An 18,271-nucleotide genomic window follows, 5' to 3' on the forward strand; every position below is an offset into this window, starting at 1 on the left:
CATATTTCGATCAGCGGCGGTCCTTGGTCGCCGAGAAGCGCAGGCCGGGGAACTTGCCCTGGATATAGTTCAGCTCCCAGGCGTCCTTGGCCATGAACACCGGCGCCTCGTCGCGGTCGTGCGCCATCGCCGAGCGGTGCAGACCCATGAACTCGTCGAGCGCCTTCTCGTCGTCCGCCGTGATCCAGCGCGCGGTATCGTAGGGTGACGGTTCGAAGCCCGCCTCGACCTTGTACTCGGCCTGGAGGCGGGAGATCAGCACGTCGAGCTGGAGCTGGCCGACCACGCCGATCACGAGCTGCGACCCGATCTGCGGGTGGAAGACCTGCATGATCCCCTCCTCCGCCATGTCGTTGAGCGCGTTGCGGAGCTGCTTGGTCTTGGTCGGATCGGCGAGCTTCACGCGGCGCAGGATCTCGGGCGCGAAATTGGGCAGGCCGGTGAAGCGGATCATCTCGCCCTCGGTCAGCGTGTCGCCGACGCGCAGGGTGCCATGGTTGGGGATGCCGATGATGTCGCCGGGGAAGGCCTCCTCGGCCAGCTCGCGATTCTGCGCGAAGAACAGGATCGGGCTGTGGATCGCGATCTGCTTGCCGGTGCCGACCTGGGCGAGCTTCATGCCGCGCCGGAACCGGCCCGAGCAGAGCCGCATGAAGGCGACGCGGTCGCGGTGCTGCGGGTTCATGTTCGCCTGCACCTTGAAGACGAAGCCGGCGACGTTGGGCTCGCCGGGGTCGACGTCGCGCGGCTCGCCGGGCTGCGGACGCGGGCTCGGCGCGAAGTCGGCCAGCGCGTCGATGAGCTGCTCGACGCCGAAATCCTTGAGCGCCGATCCGAAATAGACCGGGGTCAGGTCGCCATGGAGATAGGCGGCCTCGTCGAACGGCGCATAGCCGACCTGCGCCAGCTCGGCCTCCTCGCGCAGCAACGCCACGCCCTCGGCCGAGACCATGCCGTCGAGCTGCGAATCGCCGAGGCCGGCGACCGCGACCGAATCGCCCTCATAGGCGCCGGTCGCGTCCGCCGCCGGGCGGTAGAGCCGGTCGCGGGCGAGGTCGTATATCCCTTCGAAGGTGCCGCCCATGCCGACCGGCCAGCTCATCGGCGCGACGTCGAGCGCCAGCGCGTCGGCGATCTCGTCGAGCAGCTCGAACGCCGGGCGGCCCTCGCGGTCGACCTTGTTGACGAAGGTGATGATCGGCACCGAGCGGAGCCGGCACACCTCGAACAGCTTGCGGGTCTGCGGCTCGATGCCCTTGGCCGCGTCGATCACCATCACCGCCGAGTCGACGGCGGTCAGGGTGCGATAGGTATCCTCCGAGAAATCCTCGTGGCCCGGCGTGTCGAGCAGGTTGAAGGTGATGCCGTCGCGCTCGAAGGTCATCACCGAGGAGGTGACGGAAATGCCGCGCTGCTGCTCGATCTTCATCCAGTCGGACCGCGCCCGCCGCGTCTGGCCGCGCGCCTTGACCTCGCCGGCCAGATGGATCGCGCCGCCGAAATAGAGCAGCTTCTCGGTCAGCGTGGTCTTGCCGGCGTCGGGATGCGAGATGATCGCGAAGGTGCGGCGGTCGGGGCGGTTCGGCTTGCTCATGATGGCGCGGGCCGATAGCAGCCTTCTCGCATCTAATTAACCCCCTCCCTTCCGCTTGCTTCCCTCCCCCGCAGGGGAGGGGCGTAGGAGTGGGGTACGGAGGCAAGGGGCTCGATGCCCCTTGGCGGAGTTCTGCGGACGAGGAAGCTCGCTGCGCTCGCACCCCCTTCCCCTCCCGCTTGAAAGGGAGGGGCTTTTCTGGAGTCCCCATGTCCCACGACGTCATCATCATCGGCGCCGGCGCGGCCGGGTTGATGTGCGCGCTGACGGCGGGGCAGCGCGGGCGGCGGGTGCTGCTGCTCGATCATCTCGATCGGGCGGGGGCGAAAATCCTGATCTCGGGCGGCGGGCGCTGCAACTTCACCAACGCCAATGGCGGGCTGGCCGAGCGCTACCTCTCCGCCAATCCGCATTTCGCCCGCTCGGCGCTGGGCCGCTACACGCCCGCCGATGTCATCGACCTGGTCGACCGCCACGGCATCGCCTGGCACGAGAAGACGCTCGGCCAGCTCTTCTGCGACGGATCGGCGCGGCAGGTCGTCGCGATGCTGGAGGAGGAGTGCGCGGCGGGCGGGGTCGAGACCAGGCTGCTCGCCCGCATCGCCGCCATCTCGAAACCCGACGAGCGCTTCCGGGTCGAGACGCCGGGCGGCACCCACGCCGCGCCGTCGCTGGTGATCGCGACCGGCGGCCCGTCGATCCCGAAGATGGGCGCGACCGGCTTCGCCTATGACGTCGCGCGCCAGTTCGGGCTGAAGGTGGTCGAACCGCGCCCGGCGCTGGTGCCGCTGACGCTGGGCCAGGACGACCGATTGTTCGAGACGCTGTCGGGCGTCTCGCTCGACGTCGTCGCCAGCCTCGGCAAGGCCCGCTTCCGCGAGGCGGCGCTGTTCACCCATCGCGGCCTGTCGGGCCCGGCGATCCTCCAGATCAGCAGCTATTGGCGGCATGGCGACACGCTGTCGCTCGACCTGCTGCCGGGCGCCGACGCGGCCGCCCTGCTGATCGCGGCGAAGCAGGCGCGCCCGAAGGCCGAGCCGCGCACGATTTTGCGCGAGCATTTCCCCGACCGGCTCGCCGACGTGCTGGCCGATCGGCTGGGGCTGTCAGGGCCGATGCTGGGTCACAAGGACCAGGCGCTGGCGACCGCCGGGCGCAGGCTCAACGGCTGGCCGTTCACGCCGAACGGATCGGAGGGCTTCGCCAAGGCCGAGGTGACGATCGGCGGCGTCTCGACCGACGGACTCGACCAGCGCACCCTGATGGCGAAGAAGGCGCCGGGCCTGCATTTCATCGGCGAGGCGGTCGACGTGACCGGCTGGCTCGGCGGCTATAATTTTCAGTGGGCCTGGGCGAGCGGACGGGCAGCGGGCGAGGTCGTATGATCGCGGCCCAGCCGGCCGCCGCTCAACAATTCGGCGAGCTTCGGCGAGACCGCCTCGACCGCCTTGGCCAGGAGGATCACGAAGCCGAAGGCCAGCGCCGGCTGGAGCAGGAAGAAGGCCGGCCATAGCGGACTTCCCATCGTCCCCGTCAGTTCCCCGATCGCGGGCGCGACCAGCCACATGAACAGCAGGTGGCAGCAGAACAGGAAGAAGGCGTAGCGCTCGAACTCGAGCAGCCGGACACCGACCGGGCGCGCGGCCAGCGCGATCGCCCCGCGCCAGACCAGCAGCGAGGCCGCGCTGCGCGTCAGCAGGTCGACCGCCGCGGTCGCGTGGAGATGGAAATCGGCGAGCCCGCCATTCTCGATCGACAGCCATATCTTGACCGGCACGACCAGCAGGAAGGGCAGCACCGCCTGCCAGGGCGGCAGCAGCGCCGCGCGCTCGGCCAGGCCGTGACGCCGGGCGAGGATGCCGCCGACGAAGAAGAGCAGGATCGTCGGGCGCAGCAGCAGCAGCGGGAATTTGAACAGGCTCACCCACCACAGCGCGGCCAGCGCGCCGACCAGCAGCAGCCAGCGGCTGCGCAGCCGCACCAGCAGCGGCGCGGCGAGCATGCAGAGGAACAGGTCGCGCAGGAAGGCGGTCTGGACGTTGATGTCGCCGGCACGGGTGAGGTTGAGGAGATTGTCGGCGATCCAGCGCGCGTCGCCGAGCAGCGGCGCCCGCGCCCAGCCGAGCGTGGCGGCGCCGACCACCAGCACCATCGCGATCGCGTTCCACAGGATCATCGGCAGCAGGATGGTGCGCGCCTTGCTGTCGAGGAAGGGCTTCGCCCCGCGCCGCGCGAGCGACCCGGCGACCAGCCAGCCCGACACCATGCTGAGCAGCGGCACCGCGCTGCGCCCGAACAGCTCCACCACCGTCCAGCGCAGGATATCCTGCGCCGACCCCATCTGCGCCGCCATCTGGTCGCCGCCGAGCCCGGTCCAGGCATGGACATAGACGATGCCGAGGATGCAAAGCAGCCGCGCAAGGCCGATCGCCTGCGATACGGGGGGAAATGGTGGTCGCGCCATCCGCCGCGCGGGCGCGTCTGGAGGAAGCATGCGGCTCATCGCTCCCATTGCTGGCAACGCGGAGATGAACGCAAGCTGCATGTCGGGCGCATCCGTCGCGCCCTCGCCACGCCCCGCCCCAGGCCGTTGTTTTCCCGCGCCGACATGTCCTCCCTCCCGGCCGTTCGAGCCGCGCAGGACGGGCCCATGGAGGTCGATACGAAGCAGGCGCCGCTTTTCTTCCATCGCGCCCTTCGTCGCGACGCCTGCGACGATAGTTGAAAATGCAAGCAGCGCTGCTGGCGTTTCGCAGCCTTTGGGCGTATAGGGCCGCATCACATGCCGCGCGGAGAGGCGCCGGCGACCCTGCTATCGGATATCAGATGCCCTTTTCCTCCCTGCCCCGGCCCGTCGCCGAGGCTATCACCGAGCGCGGCTACACCGCCCCTACCCCCGTCCAGGCGCAGGTGATCGCCGCCGAGGCGCACGACCGCGACCTGCTCGTCTCCGCCCAGACCGGGTCGGGCAAGACCGTCGCCTACGGCCTCGCCATCGCCGAGACGCTGCTGCAGGGCGCCGAAGCCCTGCCCCGCGCCGGCGAGCCGCTCGCCCTGATCATCGCCCCGACCCGCGAGCTCGCGCTCCAGGTGCAGCGCGAGCTGCAATGGCTCTACGCCAAGCTCGGCGCGCGGGTGGTGAGCTGCGTCGGCGGCATGAACGTGCGCGTCGAGCAGCGGCAGCTCAGCTATGGCTGCCACATCGTCGTCGGCACGCCGGGCCGGCTCAAGGACCATCTCGAACGCGGCGCGCTCCAGCCCGGATCGCTGCGCGCGGTGATCCTCGACGAGGCCGACGAGATGCTCGACCTGGGCTTCCGCGAGGATCTGGAGGAGATCCTCGACCTGACACCGCCCGAGCGCCGCACGCTGCTCTTCTCGGCGACGATGCCCAAGCCGATCGCCCTGCTCGCCAAGCGCTACCAGCGCGACGCGCTGCGCATCCAGACGACCAGCGAGCGCGAATCCCATGCCGATATCGACTATCGCGCGATGGCCGTCGCCCCGGCCGACATCCAGAACGCCGTCGTCAACGTCCTGCGCTTCCACGAAGCCAAGGGCGCGATGGTGTTCTGCGCCACGCGCGAGAATGTCCGCCGCCTGTCGGCGACGCTGACCGAGCGCGGCTTCTCGGCCGTCACCCTGTCGGGCGAGCTCAGCCAGAACGAGCGCAACCACGCGCTCCAGGCGCTGCGCGACCGCCGCGCGCGGGTCTGCGTCGCGACCGACGTCGCGGCGCGCGGCATCGACCTTCCGGGACTCGAGCTGGTGATCCATGCCGAGCTGCCGATCGATCCCGAGACGCTCCAGCACCGCTCCGGCCGCACCGGCCGCGCGGGCCGGAAGGGCACCTGCGTCCTCATCACCCCCTATCAGCGCCGCCGCCATGCCGAGCGGCTGCTGCGCGGCGCCAACGTCAACGCCACCTGGGACAAGGTGCCGACGCCCGACGAGATTTATGCGCGGGACCAGGAAAGGCTGCTCGAAAGCCTGTCGGTCGGCGAAATCTCCGACGAGGATCTGGACGTCGCGCGCAAGCTGCTCGAGACGCGCAGCGCCGAGGAGATCGCCGCCGCCTTCGTCCGCACCCAGCGGCAGAGCCTGCCGGCGCCCGAAGACCTGATCGACGCCTCGCCGATCGCCCGTGGCGACCGCGAACAGGCGACCCGCGAGCAGGGTCCGCGCCCCGGTTTCGAGGACACGGTCTGGTTCCGCATGAACGTCGGGCGCGGCGCCAACGCCGATCCGCGCTGGCTGCTGCCGCTGCTCTGCCGTCGCGGCCACATCACCAAGCGCGAGGTCGGCGCGATCCGCATCTTCCAGACCGAGACCCGTTTCGAGATTCCGCGCGCCATCGCGGGCAAGTTCACCGACGCGCTGAAGCGCACCGCCGGGGAAGAGGACGGCGTCGTCATCGAACCCGCCGGCGACGCGCCGACCCCGCCCCCCGCCCAGCTCCGCGACCGCCGCGGCCCGCCGCCGGGAGGCCCGCGCGGCCCCCGCGCTCCGGGCGGACCCGGCGGCTTCGGCGGGGCCCCGCGCGGCCATGGCGGACCGAAGCGCTACGGCGCGAAGCCGTTCAAGGGCGGCGGTCGTAAGCCTTCGTGAAACGATCATGAAAAAAGGGGCGGTCCCGCGGGAGCCGCCCCTTTTTTCATTCGACCGGCCCGGCCCGTCAGAACGCCTCTTCGGGCAGCTCCATCATCGATCGCTTGCCGGCCTTGATCGCCTGGAACAGCCCGGCGACCTGCGGCAGGATGCGTTCGTAGAAGAAGCGGACCGTCACCAGCTTGGCGGCGTAGAAGCCGTCCGGGTCCTGGCCCATCATCTTCTTCATGCCGGCGATCTTGGCCGCCCTGGCGAACAGATAGGCCATGGCGACGAGGCCGAGCAGGCGGAGATAGTCGGACGAGGCGGCGCCCGCCTCCTCCGGGTCGGCGAGGCCCTTCTGCGCGATCGTAGCGGTCGAGAGCTGGAGCGCGCCGAACGCCTTCTCCAGCGCCTCGATCATCTTCTCCATGCCCGGCACCGCCTTGTGCTGCTCGATGAAGGCGGCGACCGGGTGGAAGAAGGAGCGCAGGTAGCGGCCGCCATGCGCCGGCATCTTGCGGCCGACGAGGTCGAGCGCCTGGACGCCGTTGGTGCCCTCGTAGATCATCGTGATGCGGGCATCGCGGGCATATTGCTCCATGCCATGCTCGCGGATGTAGCCGTGGCCACCATAGACCTGGATACCGATCTGCGCGGTCTCATGGCCGAGGTCGGTGAGCAGCGCCTTGACCACCGGGGTCATCAGCGCGGTCATGTCCTCGGCGCGCTGGCGCACCTCGGCATCGGGCGAATGGCGCTCGGCATCGAGCGCGCGCGCGACCCAGATGCTGAGCATGCGGCAGCCCTCGGTATAGGCGCGCATCGTCATCAGCATGCGGCGGACGTCGGGGTGGACGATGATCGGGTCGGCGGCGAGGTCGGGGCGCTTCGGGCCCGACAGCGCCCGGCCCTGGATGCGGTCCTTCGCATAGGCGACCGCGCTCTGATAGGCGGCGGTCGCGACGCCGAGGCCCTGGACGCCGACCGAGACGCGCTCGGTGTTCATCATCGTGAACATCGCATTGAGGCCGCTGTTCGGCTCGCCGACCAGCCAGCCGGTCGAATCGTCGAAGCTCATCTGGCAGGTGGCCGAGGCCTTGAGGCCCATCTTGTGCTCGATGCCGGTGCACGACACGCCGTTCGACGGGCCGACCGAACCGTCCTCCTTCGGCAGATATTTGGGGACGACGAACAGGCTGATCCCCTTCACGCCCGGCGGCGCGTCGGGCAGGCGGGCGAGGACGAGGTGGATGATGTTCTCGCTCAGATCATGGTCGCCGGCCGAGATGAAGATCTTGTTGCCGGTGATCCGGTGGCTGCCATCCGCCTGCGGCACCGCCTTGGTGCGCAGCATGCCGAGGTCGGTGCCGCAATGCGGCTCGGTCAGGCACATCGTCCCCGACCAGACGCCCGAGACCATCTTGGGCAGGAAGCGCTCCTGGAGGTCGGCCGACGCATGCGCCTTGAGCGCGGTGGTGCCGCCATGGGTGAGGCCGGGATAGAGGCCGAAGGAGAGATTGGCCGAGCTGATCATCTCCTCGACCAGCTTGTTGACCGTCTCGGGCAGGCCCTGCCCGCCCCATTTCGGATCGCTGGCGAGCGCGCACCAGCCGCCGTCGCGGAACTGGGCATAGGCCTCCTTGAAGCCGGCCGGGGTGCGGACGACGCCATTCTCCCAGACGCAGCCCTCCAGATCGCCGCTGGCGTTGATCGGCAGCAGCACGTCCTGCGCCAGCTTCGCCGCCTCCTCGATCACCGCGTCGATCAGGTCGGGGGTGAACTCTTCATGCGCAGGCAGGTTGCCGAAACCGTCGTCGCCGAACAGCTCGTGGATGACGAAGCGCATGTCGCGCAGCGGGGCCTCATAGACTTGCATTGGTCACTCTCCAGTCGGACCTGTCAGTTCCGCAGCGGCTTGCCGGTTTCGAGCATCGTCTCGACCCGCGCCACCGTCCTCGGGTCGCGGACCCGCTCGAGGAAGGCCGCGCGTTCGAGGGCGAGCATCTGCTCCTCGGCCACCACATCGACGAGGTCGGTATCGCCGCCGGTCAGCACGCCCGCAAGCGCGTCGGAGACGACCATGTCATAGTCGGTCGCCATGCCGCGCTTGTGGAAGCCCTCCGCCGCCATGGCCAGCGCGACCCGGCCGCTCGGTCCCGGCAGGCGGAACTCGAGCGGCCTGGGCGGCTGATAGCCGTCGACCAGCGCGAGCGCCTTCGCCTTGGCGTCGGCGAGCAGCCGGTCGCGGTTCATCGTGATCGCATCGTCCTTGCGCAGGAACATCAGCTCCTTCGCCTCGGCCGCCGACTTGGCGACGGTCGCGGTCGAGATCGTCTCGAACGCCTTGGCGACGGCGGGCATCGGCCCCTTGGGCAACAGGCCCGACTTGACCCAGCGATCGATATATTCGCCGCAGCCGCCCCAGCCGGGGACGAGGCCGACGCCGCATTCGACCAGGCCGATATAGCTTTCGGCATGCGCCTGGATCGCGTCCGAGTGGAGCAATATCTCGCAGCCGCCGCCGAGCGCCAGCCCGGACGGGGCCGAGACCACCGGGAAGGGCGCATATTTGAGCGCCTTGTAGGCCTGCTGCCCGCCGGCGACGAGCTTCTCGATCTCGCCCCAGGCGGCGATGTTCACCGCGAACAGCGCGAGGCCGAGATTGGCGCCCGCCGAGAAGTTCGCCCCCTCATTGTAGACGACCAGCGCCTTCATGCCCTTGCCGACATGCTCGATCGCCTGGCCGAGCAGCTTGAGCGTGTCGCCGTCCAGGGCATTCATCTTCGAGGTGAACTCGAAGCAGGCGACGCCGTCGCCGATGTCCCACAGCGCGGCCGAGCCATTCTTGAGGATCGGCTTGGCGGCGAGCTTGACGTCCTCCAGCAGCAGCACGCCCTCGGGCCGGACGACGTCGTGATAGGCGCCGTCGAGGCCGAGATACTGGCGCTTGCCGCCCTCGACCCGGTAGAAGCTGCGGTCGCCGGCGGTCTTCAGGATCGTCGGCACCGGCCGCCCCTCGTCGGCGAGCCGCTGCGCGAAAGCGGCGGCCCCAAGCTGGTCGATCAGCTCGAACGGGCCGTATTTCCAGTTGTAGCCGAGCTTCATCGCGTCATCGATCGCGACGACGTCGTCGGCGATCGTGCCGACCAGATCGGCGGCATAGGCGAGCAACTGGCCCAGCACCGCCCAGGCGAACTGGCCGGTCTTGCCCGGCAGCGCGACGAGTTGCAGCAGGGCGGCGCGCGGCACGTCGGCCTTGATCACCGGCCGATAGTCGCCGGTGGCGAGGTCGATCGCCTCCTTGCGCTTCCCGGCCTCGCGGTTGAGACGATAGAAGCCGCCCTTGCCCTTGCGGCCGGTATAGCCGTCGGCGATCATCCGATCGACCAGCGGCATCGGCCGGACCGCCGCGTGGAAGGCGTCGCCCTCGGGCAGGGTCGAGCCGAGGCTCTTGAGCAGCAGCGGCATCAGGTCGATGCCGACCAGGTCGATCAGGCCGAAGATGCCGGTCTTGGGCACGCCCATCGGCCTGCCGCCGATCGCGTCGGCCTGCTCGACCGTCAGGCCCAGGTCGCTCGCGGCGTTGTACGCGACCAGCATCCAGTAGGTGCCGATGCGGTTGGCGATGAAACCGGGCGTGTCCTTCGCCGCGACGACCCGCTTGCCGAGCGCACGGTCGCCGAAATCGGCGACCTTGGCGGCGGTCGCCCGGTCGGTCTTCGGACCGGTGACCAGTTCGAGCAGGCGCATGTAGCGCGGCGGGTTGAAGAAATGGGTGATCATGAAGTCGGCCGCGAACGCGTCCGACCGCCCCTCGACCAGCTTCGCCAGCGGGATGGTCGAGGTGTTCGACGACACCGCCGTCCCCGGCTTGCGGACCTTCTCCAGCTTCTCGTAGAGGCCCTGCTTGATGTCGAGCCGCTCGATGATCGCCTCGACGATCCAGTCGCACTCGGCGACGCGGCCGAGATCGTCGTCGATATTGCCGGTCTCGATCAGCTTCGCCGCCGCCTTCGACATGAAGGGCGCCGGATCGGCCTTGAGCATCTTCGCGACCGCGCCCTCGGCGATGGCGTTCCGGTTGCTCCCCTCCTTGGGGACGATGTCCAGCAGCAGCACGGGCACGCCGGCATTGGCGACCTGCGCCGCGATCCCGGCGCCCATCGTTCCGGCGCCGATCACACAGACTTTCCTGACAGCGCCCATGGTCACACCGCCTCCAGCACGGTGGCGATGCCCTGGCCGCCGCCGATGCACTGGGTGGCGAGGGCATATTTGCCTCCCTCGCGCTTGAGCAGCGCCGCCGCCTTGCCGACGATCCGCGCGCCGGTCGCGCCGAGCGGGTGGCCGATCGCGATCGCGCCGCCGTCGAGGTTCACCGTCTCCGGCTTGAAACCCAGCTCGTTGCTGCAGGCGATCGCCTGGCTGGCGAAGGCCTCGTTGATCTCGACGACGTCGAGGTCGCCGACCGCGAGCCCCGCCCGTTCGAGCGCCTTGCGCGTCGCCTGGACCGGGCCGATGCCCATGATCTCCGGCTCGCAGCCCGACACCGCGACGCTCCTGATCCGCGCGAGGATGGTGAGGCCGTTGGCCCTGGCATAATCCTCGCTCGTCACCAGCACCGCCGCCGCGCCGTCGGTCAGGGGCGAGGAGGTGCCTGCGGTCACCATGCCGTTCTGGTCGAAGGCGGGCTTGAGCGAAGCGAGCGCCTCGGCGGTGGTGTCGGGGCGCGGCGTGCCGTCGACGTCGACGACGCCCTTCTTCGTCTTGATCGGCACGATCTCGTCCTTCAGCCGGCCGGCCTCGCGGGCGGCGCCGGCCTTCTTCTGGCTCTCGACCGCGAAGGCCTCCTGCGCGGCGCGGGGGACCTGATATTGCCCGGCGACATTCTCCGCCGTCTCGCCCATCGACATATAGGCGCCGGGGCGCTTCTTCGCGAGATCGGGGCTGGGCAGCGGGTTGTACCCCATCATCGGCACCCGGCTCATGCTCTCGACCCCGGCGCAGACGAACACCTCGCCCGCGCCGATCGCGATCTGGCCGGCGGCGATGTGGACCGAGCTCATCGACGAGCCGCAGAAGCGGTTCACCGTCATGCCGCCGACCTTGATCGGCAGGTCGGCAAGCAACCCGATCAGCCGTGCGACGTTGAGTCCCTGTTCGGCTTCAGGGAAGGCGCAACCGAGAATGACGTCCTCGATGTCCTCGACCTTCACCCCGCTCCTGTCGATCAGGCCGCGAATCACCTGGGCGGCGAGGTCGTCGGGCCTGACGCGGGCCAGCTCCCCCTTGTTGGCGAGATGGAAAGGCGAGCGCGCATAACCCGCGATCACGGCATTCGGCATGGAACCTTCTCCTCCGACGCGACCTTTATGCAACAGCCGCGAATGATTTGTCTTAAAGGTATGTAGATTACCCTATACGTCAACCGCTTTTTGTGCAATCGATGCTGCATCGTGATGGATGACCCGGCCGCAGCATCGGGCATCTGGCAGGAGGATGACTGAGGCGATGAGCATGATACTGATGGCCTTGGCGATGGCGGCCACTGCGAGTCCCGATGCAGTGGTCGGCCGCTGGAAAACCGAAACGCGCAACGGCATCGTAGAGATCACACGCTGCGGCGCTTCGCTATGCGGGAAGATACTGGGCTCGGACGGCCTCACTGCCAACCCCGCGCTGAAGGACACCAACAACAAGGACGAGAAGCTGCGCGGCCGCGCGCTCAAGGGTCTGCAGATCCTTGGCGGCTTCAGCTTCGAGGATGGCGTCTGGGACAAGGGCACCATCTACAATGCCGAGGACGGCAAGACCTACGGCGCGCGGATCACGCCCGTCGATGCGAACACGTTGAAGCTGAGGGGCTGCATCTTCGTGCCGCTTTGCAAGAACCAGACCTGGACCCGCGTGCGCTGAGGCGCCGCCGGACGGGAAGAGAGGAACACATCCCATGACCATTTCGAATCTCCGCCGCATCGCGCTCGCGGGCGCCGCCTCGACGATCGCGCTGCTCGGCGCGGGCGCGGCCGACGCATCCGCCTTCTACCTGCAGGAACAGTCGGTGGTCGCCGCCGGCCGCGCCTTCTCCGGCGAGGCGGCCGACCAGGGCGCCCAGTCGCTGTGGTGGAATCCCGCCGCGATCGCCGGCAACGAGAAGAGCACCGCCTATCTCGGCTTCAGCGCGATCATGCCCAAGGGCAAGGTCCGCAACGTCGGGACGATCATCGCCCGGCCGGGACAGGCCCCGGCGCCGGTCGGCGGCAACCAGGTCTCGGTCGATCCGCTCAACAAGGGCTACCTCCCCTCGGGCGCGGTCGGCTGGAAGATCAACGACCAGTGGTCGGTCGGCCTGGCGCTCACCGCGCCCTATAGCTTCGCGACCAATTACGAGAACAACAGCTGGGCGCGCTACACCGCCGACAAGACCAAGCTGACGACGATCGACCTGCAACCGACGATCGCCTTCGCGCCGTCGCCGCTGATCGGCATCGGCGTCGGCCTGAACATCGAGCGCAGCAAGGCGTCGCTGTCCAACTCGCTGCCCAACCTGTCGCCGCTGCTGCCCGACGGGCACCAGACGCTGCGCGGCAAGGGCTGGGACTTCGGCTGGTCGGCCGGCGTCCAGATCCATCCGAGCGAGATCATCGACCTCGGCTTCTCCTACAAGTCGTCGGTCAAGCACAAGCTGAAGGGCAGCATCACCACCGCCGGCCTGCTCGGCCCGCTCGTCGGCCAGAACGGCCGGATCGAGGACATCACCGCCAGCTTCCGCACGCCGTGGCAGGCGATGGCGAGCGCGCGCATCCACGTCAGCGACCAGCTCACCCTGAACGGCCAGGTCGTCCGCGCCGGCTGGAAGAAGTTCGACGCGATCCGCCTCGGCGCGCCGGTCAACGCCGCGCTCGACCAGAACTACAAGAACAGCTGGAGCGTGGCCGGCGGCGTCGACTATGCCGTCACCCCGCAATGGACGATGCGCGGCGGCGTGCAGTGGGACCAGACGCCGACCCAGGACGGCTCCCGCGACGCGCGCGTTCCCGACGCCAGCCGGATCAACTTCGCGCTCGGCACCTCCTATGCGATCACCGAGTCGATCACGCTGGACGCGGCGGCCAATTACGTCGACTTCAAGAACGCGTCGATCGATCGGCTCGGCGGCTTCTATGTCGGCACCCCGGCACAGACGATCATCCGGCCCGACGGCCGGCTGACCGGGGCCCACGCGATCGTCCTGGCCGTCGGCGGCCGGATGAGCTTCTGAAGGGAAAAGGCAAGACCATGACGAACAGCGGCACCGTGACGGACCCCATCCCCCCCGGTCGCGGTGCCGCCTTCCCGGGCGGCGGGGACGTGCCAGCGTCCCCGCCGATTCCGCCCCGGCTGCTCACCGACCTGATCGACGCCGCGGTGCGCGACCATGGCGAGCGGCGGGCGATCGACTTCCTCGGGCGCCACTGGACCTATGCCGAGATCGGCGCGCTGGTCGACCGCGCGGCGGCCGGCCTCCAGGCGATCGGCGTCGGGCCGGGCATCCGCTTCGGCCTGTGCCTGCCCAACTCGCCCTATTTCGTCATCCTCTATTTCGCGGCGCTGCGCTGCGGGGCGACGATCGTCAATTTCAACCCGCTCTATGTCGAGCATGAGCTGAAGCACCAGATCCAGGATTCGGGCACGACCGTGATGGCCGTGATCGACGTCGCCTCGATCCACGCCAAGGTCGCCGCCGTCGCCGAGGAGAGCGGGCTGCGGACGATCATCGTCTGCCCGATGGCCGATATCCTGCCGCCACTGCTGTCGATCGCCTATCGCCTGTTCAAGCGCGGCGAGATCGCGGCATGGCCGCGCGACGGCCGGCACGTCGCCTTCTCCACCGTGACCGACGGCGCCGCCTCCGGCGGCTTCCGCCCGGTCGAGGTGTCGCCCGACGACGTCGCGGTGCTCCAATATACCGGCGGCACCACCGGCGTTCCCAAGGGGGCGATGCTGAGCCACGCCAACCTGACCGCGAACAGCTACCAGATGATCCTCCACGTCGGGCAGCGGCCGGGCGCGCGGCAGGACCGGATCATGGGCGTGCTGCCGATGTTCCACGTCTTCGCGCTGACGACGGTGCTCAACTATTCGGTCGATACCGCGGCGGAGATGATCCTGCTGCCGCGCTTCGAGCTGAAGCAGTTCCTGAAGACCGCGAAGCGCACCCGGCCGACCAAGCTGCTCGCGGTGCCGACCATGCTGACCGCGATCAACAAGGCGGCCGCCAGCCAGGCGATCCATTTCGACGATCTCGACTATTGCGTGTCGGGCGGCGCCCCCCTGCCCTTCGACGTCCGCACCGAGTTCGAGCGGCTGACCGGCGCGCGCGTCGTCGAGGGCTATGGCCTGTCGGAGACCTCGCCGATCCTGACCTGCAACCCGGTCGAGGGCGCGGTGAAGGACAACAGCGCCGGCCCGGCCTTCCCCGGCACCGTGCTGGAGATCCGCAGCCTCGACGATCCGCACGTCATCCTGCCGACCGGCGAGCGCGGCGAGGTCTGCGCGCGCGGGCCACAGGTCATGAAGGGCTATTGGAACAAGCCCGAGGAGACCGAGAAGGTGTTCGTCGACGGCGCGATCCGCACCGGCGACGTCGGCTATCTCGACGAGGACGGCTATCTGTTCCTGGTCGACCGGATCAAGGACGTCATCATCGCCGGCGGCTACAACATCTATCCGCGCGTGATCGAGGAGGCGCTCTACGAGCATCCCGCGATCCTGGAGGCGGTGGTGATCGGCGTGCCCGACGCCTATCGCGGGCAGGCGCCCAAGGCGTTCGTCGTGCTGCGCCCCGGCCAGCAGGCCAGCGTTGACGAATTGTTCGAATTCCTCAAAAGCCGAGTCTCCAAGATCGAGATGCCGCGCGAGGTCGAAATCCGCACCAGCCTGCCCAAGACGCTGATCGGCAAGCTCTCCAGAAAGGAGCTTGTCGCCGAGGAAGCCAAGAAGGCGGCGAACTGAGCCGATGCCGGGACGCGCTATCGAACCGGGCAGGGAGCGCCAGCCGCTCCAGGGCATCCAGGATGTCGCCGACGAGCTCGGCGTCACCACCCGCGCCATCCGCTTCTACGAGGACAAGGGGCTGCTCGATCCGCAGCGGGTCGGCACGATGCGCGTCTATTCGCGGCGGGAGGTCGCGCGGCTCCAGCTCATCCTGCGCGGCAAGCGCCTCGGCTTCAGCCTGCGCGAGATCAAGGAGTTCCTCGATCTCTACACCGTCGATTCGCTCCACCTCGCGCAGACCCGGCAGCTCCTGACCCGCGTCGGCGCACGGATCGACGCGCTCGAACTGCAACGCAAGGCGCTCGACCAGACCCTCGACGAGCTGCAGGACATCGTCCGCCAGTGCGAGGAGCGCATCGCCGCCACGGGTTGAAGCCTATAGCTTCCCCTCCCCTTCAGGGGAGGGGCGTAGGGGTGGGGTACGGAGACGAGGGGCTCGACGCCCCTCGGCGGAGTTTAAACGCGACAAACGAGGAAGCTCGCTACGCTCGCACCCACCCCTTCCCCCTCCCTTGCAGGGAGGGGCTTATAGCACTTCACACGATCTCCACCGCATCGCCCGGCCGAAGCTGCGGCAACACCGCCAGCAACGCATCCTTCTCCACCGCCACGCACCCGGCGGTCAGACGCCCCTCGCTGCAATGGAGGAACACCGCGCTGCCCATGCCCGGCACCGGCGGCGCGTCGTTGTGGCCCAGCACGACGATCACGTCATAGGCGCCGTCGTCGCGCACCAGCCGCTCGGCCGAATATCCATGGGGGTGCCGCACCGGGCGGTTGTACGCGGGATCGGCGGGATCGTCCGACCAGCCGTCGTCGGGCCGTACCCAGCGCCACGGCAGCGTCATCCCGGCGGGCGGCGCCGCATGGCCAGGGCGGAACAGCACGGTTCGGATCGGCCAGCGGCCGAGCGGCGTCCTGCCGTCGCCTTCGCGCTTCTCCCCGGCCGGGCAGGCGCCCGAACGGCCGATCGCGCAGGGGATCGTCCGTCCGTCGGGCCCGATGAGGGTCAGCGCCGCGCTATCGACGCGGACGCCGCTCACAGCTTGTGGCCGGTGCGGTCGCGCTTGGTCGCCAGATAGGCGCTGTTGTGCGGGTTCTCGCCCATCCGGTGCGGCACCCGCTCGGCGACGCGGATGCCGGCCGCCTCGAGCCCCTCGACCTTCTGCGGATTGTTGGTCATCAGCCGCACCTCGGCCTGGCCGAGCAGCGACAGCATCCGCGCCGCCACCCGGAAGTCGCGCTCGTCGACGCCGAAGCCGAGGCGGAGATTGGCGTCGACCGTGTCGAAGCCCTGGTCCTGCAAGGCATAGGCGCGCAGCTTGTTGATCAGGCCGATGCCGCGCCCTTCCTGGCGCAGGTAGAGCAATATGCCCCAGTTCGCCTGGGTCATCGCGGTCAGCGCGCCCGCGAGCTGCGGCCCGCAATCGCATTTGAGCGATCCGAGCACGTCGCCGGTCAGGCATTCGCTGTGCAGCCGGACCAGCGGCGGGGTGCCGTCCGGCGTGCCGATGATCAGCGCGACATGCTCGGCGGCGTCGGCGACATGGCGGAAGGCGACGATCTCGGCCTTCTCGCTGACCGCGACCGGCAGCCGCGCCTGCGAGGCGATGACGAGGTGCGCCGGGTCCTCATAATCGTCGAGCGCGTCCGCCGCGACCTCGGCCTCGACCGGGCCGTCATCGCGGACGAACAGCGCCGGCAGCAGCCCGGAGAGCCGGGCGAGGCGCAGCGCCGCGGCGGCGGCCTGCGGCGCCGCGACCGCCTTGGCACGGAACGGCCCCTTGAGCGGCGTCGCCAGGTCGCGCACCGGATCGGCGAGCGCGACCGCGGTCGGCAGGTCGATCCACGGCACCCGCTCGACCAGCGCCGGGCAGGCCGGGCTCGCCGCCTCGCGCTGGTTGGCGAGGTTGAGGGTTACCGCGCGCGCCGCCGACAGCAGCACGTCGGCGGGAGCCGAGCCGTCGAAATCGGCGAGGGTCACGTCGTTGGCGGTCTCGATCGCGAGCACGACCAGCCGCCCGTCGCCCGCCGTCACCGCGACCGGCCAGCCCCGCTTGAGCGCGTCGATCGCGCGCGCCGCCGTCCGCGCGCCGCTCACACGTCGAGCTCGGTGATCAGGGGGATATGGTCGGACGGCCTGATCCACGACCGGCACGGCTCGCAGACATAATGGTTGGTGGCGAGCTTCGCGACCTCGGGGCTGGCCCACATATGGTCGAGCCGCCGGCCGCGATCGGACGCCGCCCAATCCTGCGCGCGATAGCTCCACCAGGTGTAGAGCCGCGCCGGCGGCGGCACGAAGCTGCGGCCGAGGTCGACCCAGTCGTGGCTCGCCTGGAGCCGGCCCAGCGTCTCGACCTCGATCGGCGTGTGGCTGACGACGTCGAGCAGCTGCTTGTGGCTCCACACGTCGCATTCGAGCGGGGCGATGTTGAAGTCGCCGACCAGCAGCGTCGGCTCCCTCAGTTCCTCCGACCAGCGGATCATGCGGCCGAGGAAGTCGAGCTTCTGCCCGAACTTCGGATTGACCTCGCGATCGGCGATGTCGCCGCCCGCGGGCACATAGACATTCTCCAGCCGGATGCCGCAATCGAGCCGCACCCCGACATGGCGCGCCTCGCCATTGTCCTGCCAGTCGTGCCGGCCATGGTCATGCAGCGGCAGCTTCGAGATGATCGCGACGCCATGGTGCATCGGCTGGCCGTTGATCTCGAAATGATCATAGCCGAGATCGCGGAACATCCCGAACGGGAAGGTGTCGTCGCGGACCTTGGTCTCCTGCAGGCAGAGGATGTCGATCTGCTGCTCCTCGAGGAACTGCCTGACGATATCGATGCGGGCGCGGACCGAGTTGATGTTCCAGGACGCGATCTTGAGCTTTGCCATAGGCGGGCGATGTAGCGAGCGGGCGGGCCGAAAGTGGGGCAGAAAATCCCCTCCCTTGAAGGGAGGGGCTGGGGGTGACGGGCTAAGGGCTCGATGCCCTGGCGGAGTTCCGCAGGACGATCGGGAGGCTCGCTACGCTGCCACCCACCCCTACCCCTCCCT

At 69.1% G+C, this 18,271-nt stretch carries 14 protein-coding genes; 6 read left to right on the forward strand and 8 right to left on the reverse strand.

The features are described 5' to 3' along the window. Positions 1 to 10 precede the first annotated feature (10 nt). Positions 11 to 1,594 (reverse strand): peptide chain release factor 3, encoded by a 1,584-nt coding sequence (locus tag HRJ34_RS12755; RefSeq protein ID WP_208634262.1) that lies wholly within the window; start codon positions 1,592 to 1,594, stop codon positions 11 to 13. 209 nt (positions 1,595 to 1,803) lie between these two features. On the opposite strand from HRJ34_RS12755, the gene HRJ34_RS12760 reads away from it, so the two are divergent. Next, on the forward strand, positions 1,804 to 2,979 hold the full coding sequence (locus tag HRJ34_RS12760; RefSeq protein WP_208634263.1) for a BaiN/RdsA family NAD(P)/FAD-dependent oxidoreductase: 1,176 nt from the start codon (positions 1,804 to 1,806) through the stop codon (positions 2,977 to 2,979). Here the strand turns inward: HRJ34_RS12760 and HRJ34_RS12765 are convergent. Next, positions 2,934 to 4,088, reverse strand: coding sequence for an acyltransferase family protein (locus HRJ34_RS12765; RefSeq protein WP_226949203.1), 1,155 nt, complete (start codon positions 4,086 to 4,088; stop codon positions 2,934 to 2,936). The genes HRJ34_RS12760 and HRJ34_RS12765 overlap by 46 nt on opposite strands. 332 nt (positions 4,089 to 4,420) lie before the next feature. Here HRJ34_RS12765 and HRJ34_RS12770 point away from each other — a divergent pair, with 332 nt between their 5' ends. Next, a complete protein-coding gene (locus HRJ34_RS12770; RefSeq protein WP_012049982.1) occupies positions 4,421 to 6,202 on the forward strand; it encodes a DEAD/DEAH box helicase in 1,782 nt (593 codons plus the stop codon). Positions 6,203 to 6,269: 67 nt separating this feature from the next. Here HRJ34_RS12770 and HRJ34_RS12775 read toward each other — a convergent pair whose 3' ends face one another. The 3 genes from HRJ34_RS12775 to HRJ34_RS12785 are packed head-to-tail and all read right to left on the reverse strand — an operon-like array spanning position 6,270 to position 11,529. Next, positions 6,270 to 8,060 carry an acyl-CoA dehydrogenase C-terminal domain-containing protein gene (locus HRJ34_RS12775; RefSeq protein WP_208634264.1) on the reverse strand — a complete coding sequence of 597 codons (1,791 nt, stop codon included), beginning with the start codon at positions 8,058 to 8,060 and terminating at the stop codon, positions 6,270 to 6,272. Between the two features lie 23 nt (positions 8,061 to 8,083). Beyond that, the gene (locus HRJ34_RS12780) at positions 8,084 to 10,390 is read right to left on the reverse strand and encodes a 3-hydroxyacyl-CoA dehydrogenase/enoyl-CoA hydratase family protein (RefSeq protein ID WP_208634361.1); all 2,307 of its coding nucleotides are present in this window, start codon (positions 10,388 to 10,390) and stop codon (positions 8,084 to 8,086) included. Between the two features lie 2 nt (positions 10,391 to 10,392). Then, positions 10,393 to 11,529, reverse strand: coding sequence for a thiolase family protein (locus HRJ34_RS12785; protein WP_208634265.1), 1,137 nt, complete (start codon positions 11,527 to 11,529; stop codon positions 10,393 to 10,395). Positions 11,530 to 11,695: 166 nt separating this feature from the next. Here HRJ34_RS12785 and HRJ34_RS12790 point away from each other — a divergent pair, with 166 nt between their 5' ends. The 4 genes from HRJ34_RS12790 to HRJ34_RS12805 are packed head-to-tail and all read left to right on the forward strand — an operon-like array spanning position 11,696 to position 15,593. After that, a complete protein-coding gene (locus tag HRJ34_RS12790) occupies positions 11,696 to 12,100 on the forward strand; it encodes a DUF2147 domain-containing protein (RefSeq protein ID WP_012049978.1) in 405 nt (134 codons plus the stop codon). Positions 12,101 to 12,134: 34 nt separating this feature from the next. Continuing rightward, entirely contained in the window at positions 12,135 to 13,445 is a 1,311-nt protein-coding gene (locus HRJ34_RS12795) for an OmpP1/FadL family transporter (RefSeq protein WP_208634266.1), read from the forward strand. 17 nt (positions 13,446 to 13,462) lie between these two features. Beyond that, entirely contained in the window at positions 13,463 to 15,178 is a 1,716-nt protein-coding gene (locus tag HRJ34_RS12800; protein ID WP_016744467.1) for a long-chain-fatty-acid--CoA ligase, read from the forward strand. 4 nt (positions 15,179 to 15,182) lie between these two features. After that, positions 15,183 to 15,593: a MerR family transcriptional regulator gene (locus tag HRJ34_RS12805; protein WP_226949179.1), complete on the forward strand. Its 411-nt coding sequence runs from the start codon at positions 15,183 to 15,185 to the stop codon at positions 15,591 to 15,593. 163 nt (positions 15,594 to 15,756) lie between these two features. Here the strand turns inward: HRJ34_RS12805 and HRJ34_RS12810 are convergent, their stop codons facing one another. The 3 genes from HRJ34_RS12810 to HRJ34_RS12820 are packed head-to-tail and all read right to left on the reverse strand — an operon-like array spanning position 15,757 to position 18,109. Beyond that, complete coding sequence (locus HRJ34_RS12810; protein ID WP_208634267.1) at positions 15,757 to 16,263, reverse strand: L,D-transpeptidase family protein; 507 nt, start codon at positions 16,261 to 16,263, stop codon at positions 15,757 to 15,759. Continuing rightward, positions 16,260 to 17,321 (reverse strand): GTP cyclohydrolase II, encoded by a 1,062-nt coding sequence (ribA, locus tag HRJ34_RS12815; protein WP_208634268.1) that lies wholly within the window; start codon positions 17,319 to 17,321, stop codon positions 16,260 to 16,262. Before ribA ends, HRJ34_RS12810 begins: the two co-directional genes overlap by 4 nt. Continuing rightward, entirely contained in the window at positions 17,318 to 18,109 is a 792-nt protein-coding gene (locus tag HRJ34_RS12820; RefSeq protein WP_029548515.1) for an exodeoxyribonuclease III, read from the reverse strand. Before HRJ34_RS12820 ends, ribA begins: the two co-directional genes overlap by 4 nt. Positions 18,110 to 18,271: the final 162 nt, after the last annotated feature.

Origin of the sequence: Rhizorhabdus wittichii (genome assembly GCF_017607425.1) — a bacterium.
Classification (GTDB): Bacteria; Pseudomonadota; Alphaproteobacteria; order Sphingomonadales; family Sphingomonadaceae; genus Rhizorhabdus; species Rhizorhabdus wittichii.